The organism is uncultured Desulfosarcina sp. (genome assembly GCF_963664155.2).
In the GTDB taxonomy this organism is placed as follows: domain Bacteria; phylum Desulfobacterota; class Desulfobacteria; order Desulfobacterales; family Desulfosarcinaceae; genus Desulfosarcina.
In genome coordinates, this window is record NZ_CAXXXH010000001.1 from 5,053,005 (window position 1) to 5,073,031 (window position 20,027).

Annotated in this window: 12 protein-coding genes and 1 pseudogene; 4 read left to right on the top strand and 9 right to left on the bottom strand. The window is 55.0% G+C overall.

Translation table 11 applies throughout. The features are described 5' to 3' along the window. Positions 1-85: 85 nt before the first annotated feature. From ACHZBS_RS23120 to ACHZBS_RS23130, 3 genes and pseudogenes are all read left to right on the top strand, one after another. A pseudogene (locus tag ACHZBS_RS23120) lies at positions 86-1,137 on the top strand (IS481 family transposase). A gap of 695 nt (positions 1,138-1,832) precedes the next feature. Then, positions 1,833-3,086 carry a CinA family nicotinamide mononucleotide deamidase-related protein gene (locus ACHZBS_RS23125; protein WP_319408847.1) on the top strand — a complete coding sequence of 418 codons (1,254 nt, stop codon included), beginning with the start codon at positions 1,833-1,835 and terminating at the stop codon, positions 3,084-3,086. A gap of 71 nt (positions 3,087-3,157) precedes the next feature. Then, positions 3,158-4,615: a mannose-1-phosphate guanylyltransferase/mannose-6-phosphate isomerase gene (locus ACHZBS_RS23130; RefSeq protein WP_319408848.1), complete on the top strand. Its 1,458-nt coding sequence runs from the start codon at positions 3,158-3,160 to the stop codon at positions 4,613-4,615. A gap of 5 nt (positions 4,616-4,620) precedes the next feature. Here the strand turns inward: ACHZBS_RS23130 and ACHZBS_RS23135 are convergent, their stop codons facing one another. From ACHZBS_RS23135 to ACHZBS_RS23175, 9 genes are all read right to left on the bottom strand, one after another. Continuing rightward, on the bottom strand, positions 4,621-5,529 hold the full coding sequence (locus ACHZBS_RS23135; protein WP_319408849.1) for a P-loop NTPase: 909 nt from the start codon (positions 5,527-5,529) through the stop codon (positions 4,621-4,623). 275 nt (positions 5,530-5,804) lie between these two features. Continuing rightward, positions 5,805-6,248 (bottom strand): D-aminoacyl-tRNA deacylase, encoded by a 444-nt coding sequence (gene dtd, locus ACHZBS_RS23140; RefSeq protein WP_319408850.1) that lies wholly within the window; start codon positions 6,246-6,248, stop codon positions 5,805-5,807. Between the two features lie 12 nt (positions 6,249-6,260). Continuing rightward, entirely contained in the window at positions 6,261-8,558 is a 2,298-nt protein-coding gene (locus ACHZBS_RS23145) for a Tex family protein (protein ID WP_319408851.1), read from the bottom strand. Between the two features lie 93 nt (positions 8,559-8,651). After that, positions 8,652-10,946: a type I DNA topoisomerase gene (gene topA, locus ACHZBS_RS23150; protein WP_319408852.1), complete on the bottom strand. Its 2,295-nt coding sequence runs from the start codon at positions 10,944-10,946 to the stop codon at positions 8,652-8,654. Further along, a complete protein-coding gene (dprA, locus tag ACHZBS_RS23155) occupies positions 10,939-12,090 on the bottom strand; it encodes a DNA-processing protein DprA (RefSeq protein ID WP_319408853.1) in 1,152 nt (383 codons plus the stop codon). Before dprA ends, topA begins: the two co-directional genes overlap by 8 nt. Continuing rightward, entirely contained in the window at positions 12,091-13,125 is a 1,035-nt protein-coding gene (gene secF / locus ACHZBS_RS23160) for a protein translocase subunit SecF (protein ID WP_319408854.1), read from the bottom strand. Between the two features lie 73 nt (positions 13,126-13,198). After that, positions 13,199-14,776: a protein translocase subunit SecD gene (secD, locus tag ACHZBS_RS23165; RefSeq protein WP_319408855.1), complete on the bottom strand. Its 1,578-nt coding sequence runs from the start codon at positions 14,774-14,776 to the stop codon at positions 13,199-13,201. Positions 14,777-14,914: 138 nt separating this feature from the next. Beyond that, complete coding sequence (gene yajC / locus ACHZBS_RS23170) at positions 14,915-15,286, bottom strand: preprotein translocase subunit YajC (RefSeq protein ID WP_319408856.1); 372 nt, start codon at positions 15,284-15,286, stop codon at positions 14,915-14,917. 294 nt (positions 15,287-15,580) lie between these two features. After that, positions 15,581-17,074, bottom strand: a complete 1,494-nt coding sequence (locus ACHZBS_RS23175; RefSeq protein ID WP_319408857.1) for an Rne/Rng family ribonuclease — start codon at positions 17,072-17,074, stop codon at positions 15,581-15,583. A gap of 307 nt (positions 17,075-17,381) precedes the next feature. On the opposite strand from ACHZBS_RS23175, the gene leuS reads away from it, so the two are divergent. Continuing rightward, entirely contained in the window at positions 17,382-19,976 is a 2,595-nt protein-coding gene (leuS, locus tag ACHZBS_RS23180) for a leucine--tRNA ligase (protein WP_319408858.1), read from the top strand. Positions 19,977-20,027: the final 51 nt, after the last annotated feature.

A 20,027-nucleotide genomic window follows, 5' to 3' on the forward strand; every position in this document is an offset into this window, starting at 1 on the left:
GGACTTGACTTGACACCTTGCTAAAAAATGGGTGGTCAGATACCTTCTGGATTGTCGCCAAACAATCTAAAACAGGAGGCACATCATGACCACCCAAGACAAAATCGCAAGAGCTAAACTCAGCATACTGGAACTGGCCGAATACCTCAAGAATGTTTCCCAGGCCTGCCGCATCAACGGCGTTTCCCGCCAACATTTCTACGACATTAAAAAAGCGTATGAAGAGCACGGCCTTGAAGGCCTCAAGGATAAAAGCCGGCGCAAGCCGTGTATCAAAAATCGGGTTGCTCCTGAAATTGAAGCGGCCGTGATCAAAATGGCATTTGAATATCCGGCTTATGGTCAGGCACGAGCTGCCAATGAACTGCGTAAAGAGGGCATTCTGGTGTCATCCGGCGGTGTTCGAAGCATCTGGATTCGGCACGATCTGGAAACTTTCAAAAAACGTCTGGCATCGCTTGAAGAGCGGGCAGCCAAAGAAGGCATTGTTTACACCGAGGCCCAATTGACGGCGTTGGAAACAGCCAAGCGCAGTCGGGAATCTCACCCGGATGAAATCGAAACCCAACATTCGGGTTATCTGATCAGCCAGGATACCTTTTATGTCGGGTATCTGAAAGGTGTCGGCCGGATCTATCAGCAAACGGTGGTCGATACCTATTCGTCGGTGGCCTTTGCCAAGCTGTATACGGCCAAGATCCCCGTCACCGCTGCCGATACGCTCAATGACCGTGTGTTGCCTTTCTTTGAGGAACACAATGTCCCTGTATTGTGCGGGTATTGACGGATCGGGGAACCGAGTTTTGTGGCAGCCTGGATAAACACCCTTACGAGTTGTTCCTGCAACTCAACGAAATCGACCATACCAAAACTAAGGTCAGAAGCCCTCAAACTAATGGTATTTGCGAGCGTTTCCACCAAACCGTGCTGAATGAGTTCTACCGTGTGGCATTTCGAAAGAAGCTGTATCGTGATCTTGAGACTTTACAGATCGACCTGGATGAGTATATGGACGAGAATAATACAAAACGAACCCATCAGGGAAAACGCTGCAAAGGTCGTACGCCAATGGAAACATTCATTGAAGGCAAGCAGCGATATAAAGAAAAGAATCTGGAAAAAATAAATGCTGTATAACTGTCGTTGACACATCCAGAAGGTTTCTGACCACTGTCAACTCAAGTTCCGTTCAGGACAAATGATCTCAATCTATCTGTTTTTCTGAGCATTAGATATTTAGAACTTTTCTGAGATAGTGTGCAAGTTTTTCGGTTTTCAGTCCCGGAATCGCTAACTTTTCTGACTTATGGATTTCAAGTCGAATCTCGCCGCGCACCACGCCGTCGCCATCCCTAAACCATTAATATCACCCGTCCATTCCCACTCGTTCCCGTCCATTCCCATCTATTCCCACCTCATTTCACTTTTCTGAGATAGTGTGCAAGGGGATAGTTTTTTCAGTGCCAAAGGTTTTTCAGAATGCGATGACCTCCGCCGTATCCGGCTTCACGGTTAGGCTTTGAAGAGCCTCACCCACGCGTTCCAGATCGATGTCATTTTTCAAATATCGTTCTGTAGTGCTTGAAGGGTAGCGCAGATGTCAGACTTTTTATAAACCCGGAAATGTTTCGTTGACACATTCGTCCGGGTGCCGCTATGGTCATATTCGAAATGCCTGCTTTCCCGCATTCATTGTTGCGGTAACGTGATACTGCGCCACAGAGGAAACCCAGTGAACAGAAAAAAGCCATCATTCTTTTCCGATGGAGGTTGTGCGACTTTAGGGTTGGCTATAAGCGATCAGATGCAAAATCGATTGAGAAAGCGGTAAAATGAAATCGGAAATTCTGGCAACAGGTGATGAAATCCGTTCCGGAGCACTGGTGGACAGCAACTCGGCGTTTATTGCCGAAAAACTGGAGGAGAACGGTATCGAGGTGGTGCGCCACACCAGCGTGGGTGACGATATCTCCATGTTGGTGTCCACCCTCCGTGAGATCGGCGATCGTGCGGATATGGCGGTGGTGACCGGTGGACTGGGGCCCACCACCGATGATCTTTCGGCGCAAGCGGCGGCAATAGCGGCTGGGGTGGAACTGGCATTTAACCAGGCAGCCTTTGAAAACGTCGAGAGTTTTTTTAAAAAATTCAACCGCCCCATGACCGAATCCAACCGGAAGCAGGCGTACCTGCCCGGTGGCAGCAAAATCTTGTATAATCCGGTGGGCACCGCACCCGGATTTGCATTGACCATTGGACGATGCCGGGTTTTTTTTCTGCCGGGTGTTCCTTACGAGATGAAGCGCATGCTGACCGACCATGTGATTCCTGAAACGCTTTCCCTGCAGGGGGATACGGCCATGCACAGCCGGGTGAAGACCATTACCACCTTCGGCCTGCCCGAATCGCTGGCCGGCGAAAAGGTAGCCGGTGTGGAAGTCGCCTTTCCGGGGATCAAGCTGGGCCTTCGGGCGAATTTCCCGCAGATCCAGGTTAAACTGTACGGGCGGGACAAGGATAACGCACTTCTGGATCGGCGCCTCGCGGAAGCGGGTCGATGGACGCTGGAACAGTTGGGACGAAACGTGATATCTGAAAAGGGCGAGAGGATGGAAACCGTGGTGGGAAGACTGCTACTGGAAAGTTCGGCCACCATCGGACTGGCGGAAAGCTGCACCGGTGGTCTGATGGCCAGTTGGCTGACCGACGTGGCCGGCAGTTCGGCCTATTTTCTTTTTTCCGGCGTTACCTATTCAAACCCGGCCAAGATCGATGTCCTGGGTGTTCGGCCGGAAACCCTGGAAAGATATGGCGCCGTTCACGAAGAGACGGCCAGAGAGATGGCTGAAGGAGTAAAGCGGGTCGCCGGAAGTACTTACGGACTTTCCACCAGTGGCATCGCCGGCCCTGACGGTGGAACCGAAGAGAAGCCGGTGGGCACTGTCTGCGTCGGAATTGCCGGGCCCGATCGATCTTTCGGGCGTCGCTTGTACTTTCCTTTCGGAAAACGCCTGATGAACAAGAAAATCTTTGCCATGGCGGCGCTGGATATTCTGCGGAAAGAATTGTTGGGTGCCGGTGAATGAATAATGAACAGCGCAACAGCGTACCAAGCCTTGACCCCCAAAAACCAGGAACGCAGAGCCCAACAAACCCAATGAACTCAGCTAACTCGACCCACTCGATTCTACCGGTAATCCTTGCAGGCGGCAGCGGCACCCGTCTCTGGCCACTTTCCCGGGCCCTGTATCCCAAGCAACTCATCAGCCTGGTGGACCGGCACACCATGCTTCAGAACACGATCCTTCGTCTCGACGGCTTGGAGGGTGCGGGAAACCCTGTCGTGATCTGCAATGACGAATACCGATTCATGGTTGCCGAGCAGCTTCGCGAGATCGACATCGAAGCGGACTCCATCATTCTGGAACCGGTGGGCAGGAATACGGCTCCCGCTCTGACCGTGGCGGCGATTCGGGCAATGGAGGCGGGTGACGATCCTGTGTTGTTAATCTTGCCTGCCGACCACCATATTCAGTCTGCCGATCGATTTCAAAATGTTATCAAAGCGGGCCATGCCTACGCCCAGGCAGGTCGACTGATTACCTTCGGTATTGTTCCGGAAAAGCCCGAAACCGGATATGGCTACATTAAAATGGGCGATCCCTTACCATCAGCCGACGTGGGTCAACCGGCCGTGACGATTGCCGCCTTTGTGGAAAAGCCGGACCTGGCAACGGCCAAACAATATGTGGCCTCAAAATCCTATTGCTGGAACAGCGGCATGTTCATGTTCAAGGCATCACAGGTGCTCAACGAATTGGTAACTTTTGTTCCCGATATTGTCACAGCCTGTCGGCAAGCCATTAAAAATGGAAAGTCCGATCTGGATTTTTTCCGGCTGGATCGTACGGCTTTCTTTGCCTGCCCCAGCGATTCCATTGATTATGCCGTGATGGAAAGAACAAAAAACGGTGCCATGCTGCCCATGGCGGCCGGCTGGAACGATCTGGGATCATGGGAAGCCCTTTGGCAGGTGGGAGAGAAAGACGATCAGGAAAATGTGATCAAGGGAGATGTCGTGCTGCACGATGTGGGGGATTCCTACCTGCACGCCGAACACCGCCTGATCGCGGCGGTGGGATTGAAGGACCACATCGTTGTAGAGACATCGGATGCGGTGATGATTTCGCCCAGGGACCGGGTCCAGGATGTCAAAGGGCTGGTGGATCGACTCAAGACACAGAATCGGGAAGAGACCCGAACGCATAAACGGGTCTACCGGCCGTGGGGCACCGTGGATCAACTGGTGGCAGGGAAACGGTTCCAGGTGAACCGGATTACGGTCAAGCCCGGCGGTGTCCTGTCGCTTCAAAAACATTTCAATCGTTCCGAACACTGGATCGTTGTTCGCGGCTCAGCCCTGGTAACCAAGGCTGACGAACAGCTTTTGCTGAAAGAGGACAGTTCGACCTACATCTCCACCGGTGTCGCCCATCGACTTGAAAATCCGGGAAAGATCCCCCTGGAACTGATCGAGGTTCAGACGGGCGGATATATCGGAGAAGACGATATTACCCGGCTCGAGGATATCTACGGCCGGCATCGGGAGGGTTGAAACGTTCAGGCCATCTCCATCTTCAGCACGATCCGACGCAGCGCTTTGGCAAATACCCCGTCCGGCGCCTTGGCCACACTGGGGACCAAATCCTTGGCGCTTTTCTGAATCTGCTTTTCAAAAGGCACACAGCCGAAGTAGTTCAGATCGATGGAGAGCATCTTTTCGGAGACTTTTTTCATGCGGGATACCAGTTCGTTCACCTGTTCTTGAGCTTCGAACATGGTGACGATCGTCCCCGGCCGGAAGCCGGCCAGCAGTTCTTTGATCAGCCGGTGATGGGTGGGCTTTGACCGTTCCATCTGTTTGACCAGATCGCTCATGTGACGGCCGTTGGTTGAGGTGTTGGAGAAGATGAATTCCTTGATCGACTGCTCCACTTCAAAATCCCTGAATTGGCGGTAATTGGATTCGGCAGCGAACAGGCGGGTGAGCTTTCGGTGCAGGGCCATCTTGATGAATCCGTAAGCATCCAGATAGGAAGCGGGTTCGCAGGTGGTCAGCACGAATCCCTGGTCGGCCGCTAGGTAAAAATCGAGGATATTGTAGGTGGTATCGCCCCCCAGATCCAGGATCACATAGTCCGCGTCGATGGTTTTCAGCGCCCGCAGCAGCTTCAATTTACGTGAGAAGTGAATGTTGGCGGCACCCAATTTCCCCCCGCCGCCGCCGATGAGCGCAGGACCGTATTTGGTCGGCGTCATGATGTCGCTGAGGGTCGGCACTTTCAGTGTGAGGAAGTCGTCGATACGGCGGGTCAGGCTCCAGACGCCCAAGAGAAGGTGAAGATTGGCACCTCCCAGGTCCAAGTCCACCACCACGGTTCGCTTCCCCAGCTGAGAGAGAAAAACGCCGAGATTGGCCACGAACAGGCTCTTTCCGATACCGCCTTTGGCGCCGCCAATGGCGATCATTTTACCGGGACCGGTCGAGTTTGGTTTTATCGGAGCGTTTTTCTGGACCATTGCTTGAGCCTGTCTGATATTAAAATTCACCATTTCGGGTTGCCGATGAAATCACTTTGAAATTCACTCCACCATGAACCCCGAAAGTTGCATGATAGCCTGCCAATGAGTTGCCCTACTAGCGAAATGCCAAACCGCATGGTTTGAAGTATCGGACAAATAGTGAAAAACTTTAAAGGAAGGCGATAAGATTCGGAAAATGGATGGAGGCGCCGGCGTGGATTCTATTGCCGGCTGTGAACCAGCAGGGTAACCGGGCCATCATTGACGATGGCAACCTGCATCATCGCCCCGAACCGACCGGTTTGGACATCGACGCCAAGCTTTTTCACACGCTCCACGAAACGATGGTAGAGCCCTTGAGCCAGATCCGGTTCGGCGGCTTTGATGAACGAGGGACGCCTGCCCTTGCGGCAATCCCCCAGCAGGGTGAACTGAGAGACCACGAGCATCTGTCCCTGAATGTCGACCAACGAGCGGTTCATTTTGCCACGGTCGTCTTCGAAAATGCGCAGGTTGGCCACTTTGGTGGCCAGGTAATCGGCATCGGTTTCCTCATCGCCAGCGGCCACTCCCAGCAGCACATTGATGCCGGAACCGATGGCCCCGGCGACCGATCCATCAATGGTGACGCTGCTGCTGATGACGCGTTGAACCACGGCGATCATAAGGCGCCCTTTCTACCGGCCTGACGGTTTTCGAAATGCGTCGGCAAAGGGGTTGTTGAACGGCGGGGGCGATGCCGGTTTGGGTGCGGTTTTAGATTTGGGGCGGTTGCCGGCCGGCCTTGTTTTCCGGGGAGGATCGGTCTGCGTCTTCGGCTCGGGCCTCTTTCCCGGTTGGCTCTTCATGGACAGGGAGATCCGCTGGCGGGGCAGGTCCACATCCAAAACGGTAACGGTGACCTTTTGCTGAACGTTGACCACATCGGACGGTGTTTTTACGAACTGGTCGCCCAGTTCGCTGATATGGACCAACCCGTCCTGGTGAACGCCGATGTCCACGAAAGCGCCGAAATTGGTGACGTTGGTGACGATGCCGGGAAGTTTCATGCCCGTTACAAGGTCCTGGATGGTAGAGACGTTCGCGTCGAAAGAAAAATGTTCGAAGGGTTCCCGGGGATCCCGCCCGGGTTTGGCCAATTCATTCAGAATGTCGGTAAGGGTCGGCAGGCCGATGGTATCGGTGACGTAGCGGTTCAGATCGATTTTTTTGCGCAGGCCGGCATCCTTCATGAGATCGGCCACACGGCACCCCAGATCATCGGCCATGGATCCGACCACCGCGTAGCTTTCCGGGTGCACCGCGCTTGCATCTAGAGGGTTTTCACCGCCTTTTATCCGTAAAAATCCAGCGCACTGCTCAAAGGCTTTGGGGCCCAGCCGTTTGACTTTTTTCAGTCCTTCACGGCCGGTGAAGGCGCCGTGTTCATCCCGGTGACTGACTATGTTTTTGGCCAGTTGCGGCCCCAATCCGGAGACATAGGTGAGCAGTTGGACGCTGGCCTGGTTCACTTCCACTCCCACGCCATTGACGCAGCTGACCACCACGTCGTCCAGAGATTTTTTCAGGGCGAACGGGTCCACATCGTGCTGGTACTGACCCACGCCGATGGACTTGGGATCGATTTTGACCAATTCGGACAGAGGGTCGATCAGCCGGCGCCCGATGGAGACGGCGCCGCGCACGGTGAGGTCGTGGTCGGGGAATTCCTGGCGGGCGATTTCCGATGCCGAATATATCGATGCGCCGCTCTCGTTGACCATGATCACCGAAAGGGATTGCGCATCGATGGTTTCCTCCACGAAGGCTTGGGTCTCCCTGCCGGCGGTGCCATTGCCCACGGCGATCGCCTCGATGCCAAATTGCCGGCACAACGCCTGGACGGTCTGAGTGGCGGCCGTTGCCTGGCGTTCCGAGCCATGGGGATAAATGGTGTCGTTGTGCAGCAGCTTTCCCTGCCGGTCGAGGCATACAATTTTGCAACCGGTGCGAAAACCCGGATCGATGCCCATCACCCGTTTGGCCCCCAGAGGGGAGGCCAGCAGCAGGTGGCGCAGGTTGTCGGCAAAGACGCGGATGGCTTCTGCGTCTGCACGTTCTTTGAGGGCCACCCGAACCTCGGTTTCCATGGAGCGGGCCAGCAGGCGCTTGTAAGCATCGTGGGCCGCGGCCCGCACCTGCTCGGCAGCCTTGTCTTCGCCCCTGACAAAAAGGTCTTCCAGGATGGCGATGGCCAGTTCCGGCGGCGGGGCAATGGACAAGCTCAGGACATCCTCTTTCTCCCCGCGACGCATGGCCAGTATCCGATGAGAGGGTGCCGCTGCCACGGCTTCCTCCCACTGGAAATAGTCTTTATACTTGGCCCCTTCATTTTCCTTGCCGGCCACGACCTGGCTGCGGATGGACGCTTTTTCAAAAAACATGTTGCGAACCCGTGCTCGGGCCTGCAGGTTTTCGTTTATCATTTCGGCAATGATGTCCCGGGCGCCGCCCAAGGCATCTTCAACGGATTCCACTCCTTTTTCAGGGTCTACACAGTCGGTGGCCAGCGTTTCCGGATCTACGCCCTCTTGGGCAAAGATGGCCAGGGCCAGGGGCTCCAATCCTTTTTCCCGGGCAATGGTGGCTTTCGTGCGCCGCTTAGGCCGATAGGGCAGGTAGATATCCTCCAAGCGGGTCATCGTCTCAGCGGCCAGCACCTGGGCCTTGAGGCCATCGGTGAGATGGCCGTGCTGTTCCAGAGAGTTCAGGATGGCTTCCCGTCGGTCATCCAGTTCCTGCAACTGGGTCAGCCGGTCCCGGATGGCGGACACAGCCACTTCATCAAGGCTGCCGGTGGCCTCTTTGCGGTAGCGGGCGATAAAGGGCACCGTGGCCCCGTCTTCCAGCAGTTGCGCCACGGATTTGACCTGCGGCGCCCCCAGATTCATCTCTGCGCCGATGACGCCAATATGGGTGAGGTTCGTTGGGTTCATTGGGTTCGTTAGGTTTATTGGGTTTAATTTAGCTCATAGCTCAAAGCGGATCGTTCATGAAAGAAGGATTCATGCGGCCTCCGTCCTCTGAACTCAGTTTTCCGTCTGCTCAACAGGCGCCTGGCGGTGCCGGCAGTCGCGATTGGGGCAGACCAGCACGGTACCGTCCCGCTTGGTTGTTTTTTCAACCATATAGGCGTTGCCGCAAACCGGGCAGCTGATGGCCACCGGACGGTCCCAGCTGGCAAAGCTGCATTTTGGATACCGGTTGCACCCGTAAAAAATTTTGCCCCGCTTCGAGGATTTTTCCACAATCTGGCCATCACACCCCTTTTCTGGGCAGGCGACACCGGTGGACTTGGCATTGGACCCACCGTTAAGGGATTGGGTATGTTTGCATTCCGGATAGCCGGTGCAGGCGAGAAAATCTCCATATCGGCCCCGTTTGACCACCATGGGTTTGCCGCACCGTTCACAGACTTTATCGGTGGCTTCGCTTTGTTGAACCGGCGCCACCGGCGCAATGATCCCTTTTTCATCCCGTTCGTAATCGCTGGAGTAAGTGCATTCCGGATATCCGGAGCAGGCCAGAAAATGACCGTTTTTGCCCATCTTGATGCGCAGGGCGTTTTTTTGGCACAAGGGGCAGGTCAGGTTCGTGGGCATGCCGACACCCTTGACACTGAGCATGTTCTCTCCGGCTTCCGCCAGTTTCCGGCTGAAGGGGCCGTAAAACTGGTTGAGGATGGTCAGCGCTTCCACCTCCGACTGTTCCACCCGGTCCAAATCGGTCTCCAGTCGGGCGGTGAACTCTACATCAAGGATTTCCGGGAAGTTGGCAATGAGCAGGTCATTGACGATAAACCCCAGTTCCGTGGGCTTGAAATACCTTTTGATCAACTCCACATAGCCCTTGCCACGAATGGTGGAGAGAATGGCCGCATAGGTGCTTGGCCGGCCGATACCGTTTTCCTCCAGCTCTTTGACCAGGGATGCCTCTGAAAATCGCGGGGGGGGTTGGGTGAAATGCTGCTTGGAATCAATTCCCAGCAGTTCCAGAAGCGATTTTTCCGCCAGTTCCGGCAGTGGCTGGCTTTTCTCGCTGCTTTCCGCCTCGTCGTCGGCGCTTTGGTACACGGCGAGAAAGCCGGGAAATTTTACCGATGAGCCGCTGGCAGTGAACGTATAGTCCCCGGCGGCGATGGAAAGGGACTGCTGATCGATGAGGGCCTGCGCCATCTGGGAGGCGACGAAACGCTGCCAGATCAAGGTATACAGGGCTAACTGATCTTTGGACAGATAGCGTTTTACCTGATCCGGCGTATGATAGACCGAGGTCGGGCGAATGGCCTCATGGGCATCCTGGGCCTTGTTTTTGTTTTTGAAAAAGCGGGGTTTGGCGATGGCGTATTGCTTGCCGAACCGCTCGTTGATCCAAGCCAGTGCCTCCTGTGCCGCCTCGTCGGCGATTCGGGTGGAGTCGGTCCGCATGTAAGTGATCAAGCCCACCGGCTCACCGGGTCCCAGGTCGATGCCCTCATAGAGCTGCTGGGCTACCATCATGGTTTTTTTGGCGGAAAAGCGGAGTTTCTGAATCGACTCCTGCTGGAGTTTGCTGGTGATAAAGGGTGGCAGCGGATTGCGCTTCGTGGTTCGCTTGACGACTTTGTCAACGATAAACTGAACCGGCTCCAGGTCCTTCAATATTGCAGTGGCTGCGGCTTCATCCGGGATTTCGATTTTTTCCCCGTTTTTGCGAACCAGCTTGGCCTTAAATGCCGGAGGTACCAACCCCCTCAGGTTGGCGGTGATGGACCAGTACTCCACCGGTGTGAATGCCTGGATGGCCCTTTCCCGGTCGCAGATAATGCGTACGGCGACGGACTGCACCCGCCCAGCACTGAGGCCGCCTTTCACCTTGCGCCAGAGCAGGGGCGAGATCTGGTACCCCACCAATCGGTCCAGGATACGCCGGGTCTGTTGCGCCTCATATTTGTAACGGTCCATATCCTGGGCCTTTGTCATGGCCTCGAGGATAGCTTTTTGGGTCAGTTCGTGAAACAGCACCCGGTGAAAAGTCCGCCCCTTTTTTTTAAGCACTTCGGAGGTGTGCCAAGCAATGGCTTCTCCCTCGCGGTCCGGGTCCGGAGCGAGATAGATGTCTGTCGCGTCGCCGGCGGCTGACTTCAACTGGCTCAGCACCTTTGTTTTACCGGGAATCGTTTTGTATTGCGGCGTGAAATCGTTTTCGATATCGATGCCCAGGTCTTTGCTGGGCAGGTCTTTGATGTGTCCCACGGTTGCGGCCACATTGTAGTCGCTTCCGAGATATTTTTTAATGGTTCTGACCTTTGTGGGTGATTCGACGACCACCAGGGGTTTACTCACTGGATACCTCTTGGTTTACATTGCGTTGATTCGATTGTTGTCGATCGATGCCGGGGGCCAAGGCAAACCGTTTGCCCGGTGACTGGGCTACCAGCCCTTTGAGTTCCAGCTGGAGCAGCAGTCCGGACAGCCGGCCTGATGGAAACGTCAGCTTTCTGGCCAGGTCATCGATGTGAACGGCGTCGGCTTCAAGACTATCGATAACCATGGCTTCGTCATCCGTCAATGGTGGTGCGGATGGTTTCGGCGTCGTCGATGCTCCCTGTTCATGGGGTTGAATATGTTGAAATTCATCAAGAATATCCCCGGCATGCACCACCAGTTTGGCTCCCTCTTTGATCAGGGTGTGTGTCCCGACACTTTTAAACGAGTGGATGTTTCCGGGGACGGCAAACACCTCCCGATTCTGTTCGGCGGCCAGGCGGGCGGTGATCAACGAGCCGCTTCGCCCCGTCGCCTCCACCACCACTGTGCCGTGGCACAACCCACTGATAATGCGGTTGCGGGCCGGGAAATGGTGAGCATCGGGTCCGGTGTCGAGGGAAAATTCGGTGACCACCGCGCCATTTTCGGCGATCTTGTGAAACAACCCCTTATTCTCACTGGGATAGATCCGATCCAGGCCGGTTCCTAAAACGGAGACCGTATGCCCACCGGCGGCGATGGCGCCTGAATGGGCCGCGGTATCCACCCCCCTGGCCATGCCGCTGACGATATTGACCCGCTGCCTGACCAGATCCATGCAAAGTTGTCGCGTCGAGGAGATGCCATAATCGGTGGCATTGCGAGACCCCACCACCGCGATGTTCAGGCCGGAGGCCGGCAGCGACCCGTAAACGTATAAAAATGGCGGTGGATCCGGGATCTGGCGAAGGAGCGGAGGATAGGTCGGGTCTGTCTGGGTGACGATGGTGTATCCTTTTTGACGAACCGCTTCCAGTTCCCGGTCAACCCAATCTGGAACCCGGTATCGTCGTATGGCTGCGGCCAAACGGGAAGTGACTCCTTGAACGGCCTGCAACGCAGTCACGTCTGCGGTAAGTACGGCTTCCGGCGATCCGAACTGCTCGAGCAGACGGCGAAACAACAGATTGCCGACCCCTGGCACGCTTTTCAGGGCGAACCAGGGCCGTAATGAAGACATCTATTTTCTCCGGGTCTGCCATGCCATCAGGATGGGGCTGGCCACAAAGATTGACGAATAGGTACCGACTAGGATTCCGACCAGGAGGGCAAAGGAGAAATCGTGAATGATTCCGCCGCCGAGGATGAACAGGGCGACGACCACGATCAGCGTCGTTCCTGAAGTAAGAATGGTTCGGCTCAATGTTTCGTTGATGCTCTTGTTCAGAATGGTGCCCAGGGGTTCTTTGTGATACTTGCGCAGGTTTTCCCGGATACGGTCGAAGACGATGATGGTGTCGTTGAGGGAATAGCCGATGATGGTCAGCAGCGCGGCAATGATGGGCAGGGTGAATTCTTTGTCGAAAATGGAGAACATACCCACGGTAATGGTCACGTCATGAATCAGGGCTACAATGGCGCCCATGGCGTATTTGAACTCGAAAAACCAAAAGATGACCAGAGAGACGATCAGGGCGGCCAGCATGAGAAAGGGAACGGAGACATGGAACAGGGAGAGCAGATAGACAGCCCCCATAATGGCAGCCGCCACGATGCCGCTGATAGCCCATTTCAGTTCAAACCGACCGGAGATGTAAACGGTGATCAGGAGCAGGGCGTAAAACATGGCGAACAGGGCCTTTTCCCGCAGGTCCTGTCCCACCTGGGGACCCACCATTTCAACGCGGCGGATCTCCACCGGTACATGGGTGGCCTCTTTCAGGCTCTTTTCGATATTTTCCGACAGTCCTTCCATGGCCGGGTCGGCTGCATCCGTGCGGATGAGGTATTCATGATCGTGGGCCTGGCCAAATTGCTGCACCGCCGATGCGGCCAGTTCCATGGTTGCCAGACCGGATTTGATTTGGTCGATAGTGACCGATGATTCGAATTTGACCTGGACCAGTGTGCCGCCGGCAAAGTCGATCCCGTAGCGGGGTCCCTTGTTTATCAGCAGTGAACCGATGCTGATCAGAATCATCGCCAGCGAAAGGACGAAGGCGATTTTGCGTTTTCCAATGAAATCGATGTTGATACCCGGTTTGATAAACTGCATGAATCAAGTCCTTGATTGTGGTTTTCCGTTGCCGGCCAAGGTGCAATTGCCTGCTCGGTCCGGGGCATCCGGCTTAGATGCTGATGGTCCGAACTTTACGATTGACCAGATAGTAATCGAATATGGCGCGCGTCAGCACCAATGCGGTGAACAGGCTGGCCACCACCCCGAGACTCAGGGTGACGGCAAAACCCTTGACCGGACCCGTGCCGAACTGAAACAGCACCAGAGCGGCGATCAGGGTGGTGACATTGGCATCCAAAATAGTCAGGGTTGCCCGTTCGTAGCCGGCGTCCACGGCGGCTCTGGGTGTTTTCCCCAGGGTCATCTCTTCCCGGATCCGTTCGAAGATCAGCACGTTGGCGTCCACGGCCATGCCGATGGTCAGAATGATGCCGGCGATGCCGGGCAGGGTGAGGGTGGCACCGAATCCGGCCAGTCCGCCGGCGATGAGCAGGATGTTGAGGATCAGGGCGAAATCGGCCACGACACCCGATCCTTTATAGTATATCACCATGAATAGGATCACTAGGATACCGCCCACACACATGGAAAGCAGGCCCATCTGGATGGAGTCGGTCCCCAGAGAGGGGCCGACGGTCCGTTCTTCAAGAATCTGGACCGGTGCGGGCAGCGCACCGGCTCGCAGCACGATGGCCAGGTCCCGGGCTTCTTCGGTGGTGAAATTTCCCGTAATCCGGGCCTCTCCGCCGGCAATTTTGTCCTGGATGACCGGTGCCGAATAAACGTTGTTGTCCAATACAATGGCCAGACGTTTTTTTATGTTTTCGGCGGTAATTCGCTCGAAGAGCCTGGCGCCTTTTTTGTCGAAAGTGATGGAGACATACGGCTCATTGTACTGACTGTCGATCTGTACCCGGGCGTCGGTCAGATACGCACCGGTGAGGGAGGTGCGCTTTTTAATCAGAAAGGGAATCTTCTGGACACGGCGGGTGGTCCGGTCTTCTTTTGTCTCGTAAAGGATCTCGCTGCTGGCGGGAACGTTGCCGTTCAGGGCGGCATTCACGTCATGTTCTTCGTCCAGCAGCTTGAACTCCAGCAGGGCGGTTTTGCCGATCAGTTCTTTGGCCCGCTGGGTGTCTTTGATGCCCGGCAGCTGGATCAGAATGCGCCGTTCACCCTGAATGCGGATGTCCGGCTCGCTGACACCGAACTGGTCAATGCGGTTGCGGATGGTTTCCAGGGCCTGATCCACCGCCAGCTTGCGGATATGGTCGGCTTCCTTGTCGGGAATGTCCAGAACGATCGTCATCACCCCGTCCTTGACGGTCCGTCTGGCTACCCGAAGATCGCGGAATTCTTTGTCCAGCAGTTCATCGAAACGCTTGACATCGTCACCTTCCGCCACTTTAACGGCCAACTTGACGGTTTCCACCCGTTCGACACCCAGGGTCCGAACCCGCTCTTTTTTCAACAGATCCCGCATCTCATGGCCCACCCGTTCGATGGTGTTTTCAACGGCCTTGTCGGCATCCACCTCCAGCACCAGGTGCATGCCGCCTTGGAGATCGAGTCCCAGATTGATTTTTTTATGGGGCCATACACCGGGTTGAAATGTCGGAATCACATAAATCACAGCGGCTACGATGACCGCTGCAATAACGATGAGTCTCCACGAAAGATTCTTCAACGCTTCGTTCCTTTCATGATATACACGCCAAAGCCCCAGCCGCCGTGTCATCCCTTGGCCGATCGCAGCCGAAACTGCGGTCGAGGCGGGTCGATGGTCCGGTGGCAATGGGGCTTTTCAGGAGAAACAGATTCGAATTTAGGCTTTGCCGTTGTCGGCTTTGTCTTTCTTATCTTTTTTGGGCGCAGCCGGGGGTGGGGTGGTCTGCATCAGTGCAGTCACGCTGCCCCGGTTTACTTTCACCCGTACTTTTTCAGCGATTTCTACGGTCAGCGCGCTTTCCGAAACGCCGGTGATTCGGCCATGAAGGCCGCCACTGGTGATAATCCGATCACCGGTTTTCAGGTTGTCGATCATCTGCCGGTGTTCTTTGGTTTTTTTCTGCTGGGGACGGATTAGCAGAAAATAAAATATGACGAACATGAGAATCAGCGGAATAAACGACGCGAATCCTCCTGAACCTCCTGCGGCTCCAGCCCCCCCCTGTCCCATTGCATAAGCGATATTCATCGGTGTAAAAACCTCCTGTCAGTTATTTGAAGACTCCCCACGGCAATCCGTGTGGAGTCTTCACCGTAAGGAAAGAAAGATTCCCCGTTCGTGCACTAAACCCGCCGTGAGCGCCTTGGGTGGGCTTGCTTTAGCGGTCATAGCGGGCGTCGCTGTCTTCTATACATTGCATTCACCGGCGCCAGGTTGTTTGGCAACCCTTAAAAGTGGCGCTGGTATACTGCAAATCACCCGCCCCGTCAAATGGTTCTTGTCGACGACAATCCAGCGAGGGATTGAATCGGCGGGAAAGGCCTATGCGGGCGGGGTCTCCACAGCTTTTGTTTTTTTCTCGTAGGCGACCTCCATCTGGCCTGGGATCAGGTCGTCCCGGGCGATAATGGTAATCCCTATCGCCCGTTTGGTCTCCAGCTCGCTTAGTTCCTTGCGTTTACGGTTGAGCAGGTAGGTCGCCACCGGAGCGGGCAATTGGGCCGTTACCTGCAGGATATCCGCCTTCAGGGTATCCAGTTTCAGCTTCCTTATAAAACTCAATCCCAGGGATTCCACAGACGATACCTGGCCTTTGCCGCAACAATGCGAACAGGTCTCCATGCTTCCAAAATCGATGGAAGGCCGCAGGCGCTGGCGGGAGAGTTCCAGCAGCCCGAATTTAGAAATTTTGCCGATTTTTACCCTTGCCCGGTCCTGTTTCATGCTGGCACGAAGGGTCTTTTCCACCTGATTGCGATGCTTTTGCTCGCGCATATCGATGAAATCGACTACGATGAGGCCCCCCAAATCGCGGATCCTGAGCTGTCGGGCGATTTCGGCCGCCGCTTCAAGGTTGGTCATCAACGCAGTCTCTTCGACATTTTTTTTCTGGGTGCCTTTGCCGGAGTTGACGTCAATGGCCACTAACGCTTCGGTGCGTTCCAGAACCACTGACCCGCCGGACTTGAGCGTCACCCGGTTGTCAAAAATGGTCGCAATCTGGTCTTCCAGCTGGAATCGGGTGAAAAGGGGCTTGTCCGATTTATGGAATTTGACGATACCGGTCTGTTTCGGCGCGATAATGTGGACGAAATTTTTTACTTCCTGATGGACCGCTTCATCGTCGATCAGAATTTCCTTGATGTCCGGCGTGAAATGATCCCGGATGGAGCGGACAGCCAAGTTCCGATCCTTGTAAAGGGCCGAGGGTGCCTGCGCCTTTACGGCCCGAGCGGTAATGTTTTTCCACAGGCGCAGCAGGTACTGAACATCTTTGGCCAGCATGGTTTTGGTGCATCCCTGGCCGGCAGTGCGGATAATTATGCCGAAGCCCTCGGGCAGATCCAACTTTTCAACGATTTCCTTGAGCCGTTTGCGTTCGGTTTCGTCTTCAATTTTGCGTGAAATGCCCCGGCTGTCGCTTCCCGGCATCAGCACGGCGTAGCGGCCGGGCAAAGAAATGAAGGTGGTGAGCATGGCCCCCTTTTTCATGATGGGGTCTTTGGTTACCTGCACCATCAACTCCTGGCCACGCTTCACCAGGTTCTGGATAGTATTGCCGTTGGCCGGTGGACCCTGAAAATAATCGCTGTGGATTTCCTGCTTCTGCAGAAAACCGTGGCGTTCGGCGCCGAAGTCAACGAACACGGCCTGAAGGCTGGGCTCGATGCGGGTGATCACACCTTTGTAAATACTGCTGTGCAGAATTTCCCGGGCTGCACTTTCGATGTGGAATTCTTCTAAGCGACTGTCCTTAACGATGGCGAGGCGAACCTCTTCGGGGTCCACAGCATTGATGAGAATTTTACTGGTCATTAGCTGATGATTCTGTTCCTTCCACTTTTCGTTATTAATATTAAATTTGTATAAATAAGGAATTGTTACAGTCAAGTCAACGGATTTTTAGGGTGGTATCCATAAAAATGGCGGGTCGGCAAAAAAGAAAAACGGTCGATCGACAGTCGGGCGGATCGTCCCAAAAGCCATCCAACCCCCAGCACAAAGGGCGTTTACGGTCCGGCGGCCGGCCAGAACGGCTCTTGATCTTTATCAGGCTTTATGGCATGAGGATGCACGCAAGCCCAACAAAATTAACAATATTCGCAAGAAGATAGGGAGATTCATGGATTCACGCTATGATCCTCAGGCAATCGAAACCAAGTGGCAGAAACGCTGGCAGGACGACAAGCTCTTCACTGTCGTCGAGGTTCCTGATCAGAAAAAATACTATCTGTTGGAAATGTTTCCCTATCCGTCCGGCAAAATCCATATGGGACATGTGAGAAATTACACCATTGGTGACGTCGTGGCCCGCTACAAGCGGATGCGCGGATTTAATGTCCTTCACCCCATGGGTTGGGACGCATTCGGTATGCCGGCTGAAAACGCGGCCATCGCCAACAACACCCACCCGGCCAGGTGGACCTACGAAAACATCGACACCATGCGGGCCCAGCTCAAACGACTGGGGTTTTCCTATGACTGGAACCGGGAACTGGCCACCTGCCGTCCCGAATATTACCGTTGGGAGCAGTGGCTGTTTCTCAAAATGGCACAGCGGGGCATGGCCTACCGCAAAGAATCCTATGTAAATTGGTGTGAACCCTGCCAGACGGTGCTGGCCAACGAGCAGGTGGAGGCCGGCCTCTGTTGGCGCTGCGGTAAGCCGGTACGTCAAAAGAAGTTGTGGCAGTGGTTTTTTAAGATTACCGACTTTGCCGAAGACCTGCTGGTCCACTGCGACAGGCTTCCCGGTTGGCCGGACAAGGTGACCACCATGCAGCGCAACTGGATCGGCAAAAGTGTCGGTGCGGAGATCCGATTCCCCGTGGCAGACAGCGATGCGGTCATCAGCGTATTCACCACCCGCCAGGATACGGTCTTCGGGGCCACCTTCATGTGTCTGGCACCTGAACATCCTATGGTTCCGGAACTGGCGGCAGGCACGGAGCAGGAACCTGCTGTGGCGGCTTTTGTCGAACGGATATCCCTTCAGGACCGCTCCAGTAAGGCCATCGAAACCTACGAAAAAGAAGGCGTGTTTACCGGTGCTTATTGCATCAACCCCATGAACGGTCGGAAAATGCCCATCTTCACGGCTAACTTCGCCCTCATGGAGTACGGCACGGGTGCCGTCATGTCCGTTCCGGCCCATGACCAGCGGGATTTCGATTTTGCCAGAAAATACGAACTGCCCATTGTCGTGGTGGTCAGCTCACCGAACGGGGACCTGGACGGAAATACCATGGAGGCTGCCTACACCGGCGAAGGCACCATGGTCAACTCCGGGGATTTCGACGGCATGGACAACCGCAAGGCCATGGAGGCAATTGCCGCCTACATGGATGAAAATGACATCGGCAAAAAGACGGTCAGTTTCCGTCTGCGGGATTGGGGTATCTCCAGACAGCGATACTGGGGGGCGCCCATTCCCATGATTCACTGCAGCAGCTGCGGCATCGTTCCCGTACCCGAGGCCGACCTGCCCATCGTGCTGCCTGAAAACGCCGATTTGCTGGAAGGAGGACGTTCACCGTTGTCTTTGCTGGCGGAATTCGCCAAAACCCGCTGTCCCCGCTGTGGGCGCGAGGATGCCCGGCGGGAAACCGACACCATGGACACCTTTGTGGAGTCATCATGGTATTTCGAGCGTTACTGCAGTCCCCGATGCGATGCGGCCATGTTCGACACCCGGGCGGTCGACTACTGGATGCCGGTGGATCAGTACATCGGCGGTGTGGAGCACGCCATTTTGCATCTGCTGTATTCCCGATATTTTACCCGGGTGCTTGAATCACTGGGGTTGGTGAAATTCAAGGAACCGTTTACCCGGCTGCTTACCCAGGGAATGGTGTGCAAAGAGACCACGGCCTGCAAGGAACACGGCTTTCTTTTTCCCGAACAGGTCGCGGAAGACGGCGATGCGCGGAGGACCTGTATGCAATGCGGCCAACCGGTGGCCGTCGGACGAGTGGAAAAGATGTCCAAATCGAAAAAAAATGTCATCGACCCCAACCTGCTGCTCGACGAATACGGGGCCGACACCACCCGACTCTTCTGCCTGTTTGCCGCACCGCCCGAACGGGACCTGGAGTGGAGTGAACAGGGGGTAGAGGGCAGCTACCGATTCCTCCAGCGGGTCTGGCGGTTGGCCGAGCGCTGGATGCCGTTGTTGACGGATGGTGAACTCGGCCTGACCGACATTCATGGTTTAAAAGAGTCCCTGCGGGAACTCTATCGAAAAACCCATGAGACCATCAAACGAGTGACGCAGGATATTGATGAGCGGTTCCATTTCAACACAGTCATCAGTGCGGTAATGGAACTGGTCAACGCCATGCAGGCCATCGACGAATCAGACTTGGATGACGCGGGGAACCAGGCCATGGGTTTCGCCCTGGAAACGACCGTTTTGCTCCTGTCTCCCATTGTTCCCCATTTCTGCGAAGAGTTGTGGGAGGCCCTTGGCCACGAAGAGAGCGTTCTGCTGAGTCAATGGCCACGCTTTGACGATCAAGCTACGATGAAAGACGAAGTGGAGGTGGTGATCCAGGTGAACGGCAAGGTGCGCAGCCGGTTCTCCGCTGCTCTGGATGCAGATGAAAATCTGTTGAAGCAAAGGGCCATGACCGACGAACGAATCATTCGGTTTGTCGACGGAAAGCCTATCAAGAAGGTGATTACTGTTAAAAACAAGCTGGTGAATATCGTTATTTAAAAAACGATACATCAGCTTCACACTTAACACGTAAACCGATATGCTATTGGA

Coding starts and splice junctions, on each gene's coding strand:
- ACHZBS_RS23125 (WP_319408847.1), top strand. CDS start 1,833: ATGAAATCGGAAATTCTGGCAACAGGTGATGAAATCCGTTCCGGAGCA.
- ACHZBS_RS23130 (WP_319408848.1), top strand. CDS start 3,158: ATGAACTCAGCTAACTCGACCCACTCGATTCTACCGGTAATCCTTGCA.
- ACHZBS_RS23135 (WP_319408849.1), bottom strand. CDS start 5,529: ATGATCGCCATTGGCGGCGCCAAAGGCGGTATCGGAAAGAGCCTGTTC.
- dtd (WP_319408850.1), bottom strand. CDS start 6,248: ATGATCGCCGTGGTTCAACGCGTCATCAGCAGCAGCGTCACCATTGAT.
- ACHZBS_RS23145 (WP_319408851.1), bottom strand. CDS start 8,558: ATGAACCCAACGAACCTCACCCATATTGGCGTCATCGGCGCAGAGATG.
- dprA (WP_319408853.1), bottom strand. CDS start 12,090: ATGTCTTCATTACGGCCCTGGTTCGCCCTGAAAAGCGTGCCAGGGGTC.
- secF (WP_319408854.1), bottom strand. CDS start 13,125: ATGCAGTTTATCAAACCGGGTATCAACATCGATTTCATTGGAAAACGC.
- yajC (WP_319408856.1), bottom strand. CDS start 15,286: ATGAATATCGCTTATGCAATGGGACAGGGGGGGGCTGGAGCCGCAGGA.
- ACHZBS_RS23175 (WP_319408857.1), bottom strand. CDS start 17,074: ATGACCAGTAAAATTCTCATCAATGCTGTGGACCCCGAAGAGGTTCGC.
- leuS (WP_319408858.1), top strand. CDS start 17,382: ATGGATTCACGCTATGATCCTCAGGCAATCGAAACCAAGTGGCAGAAA.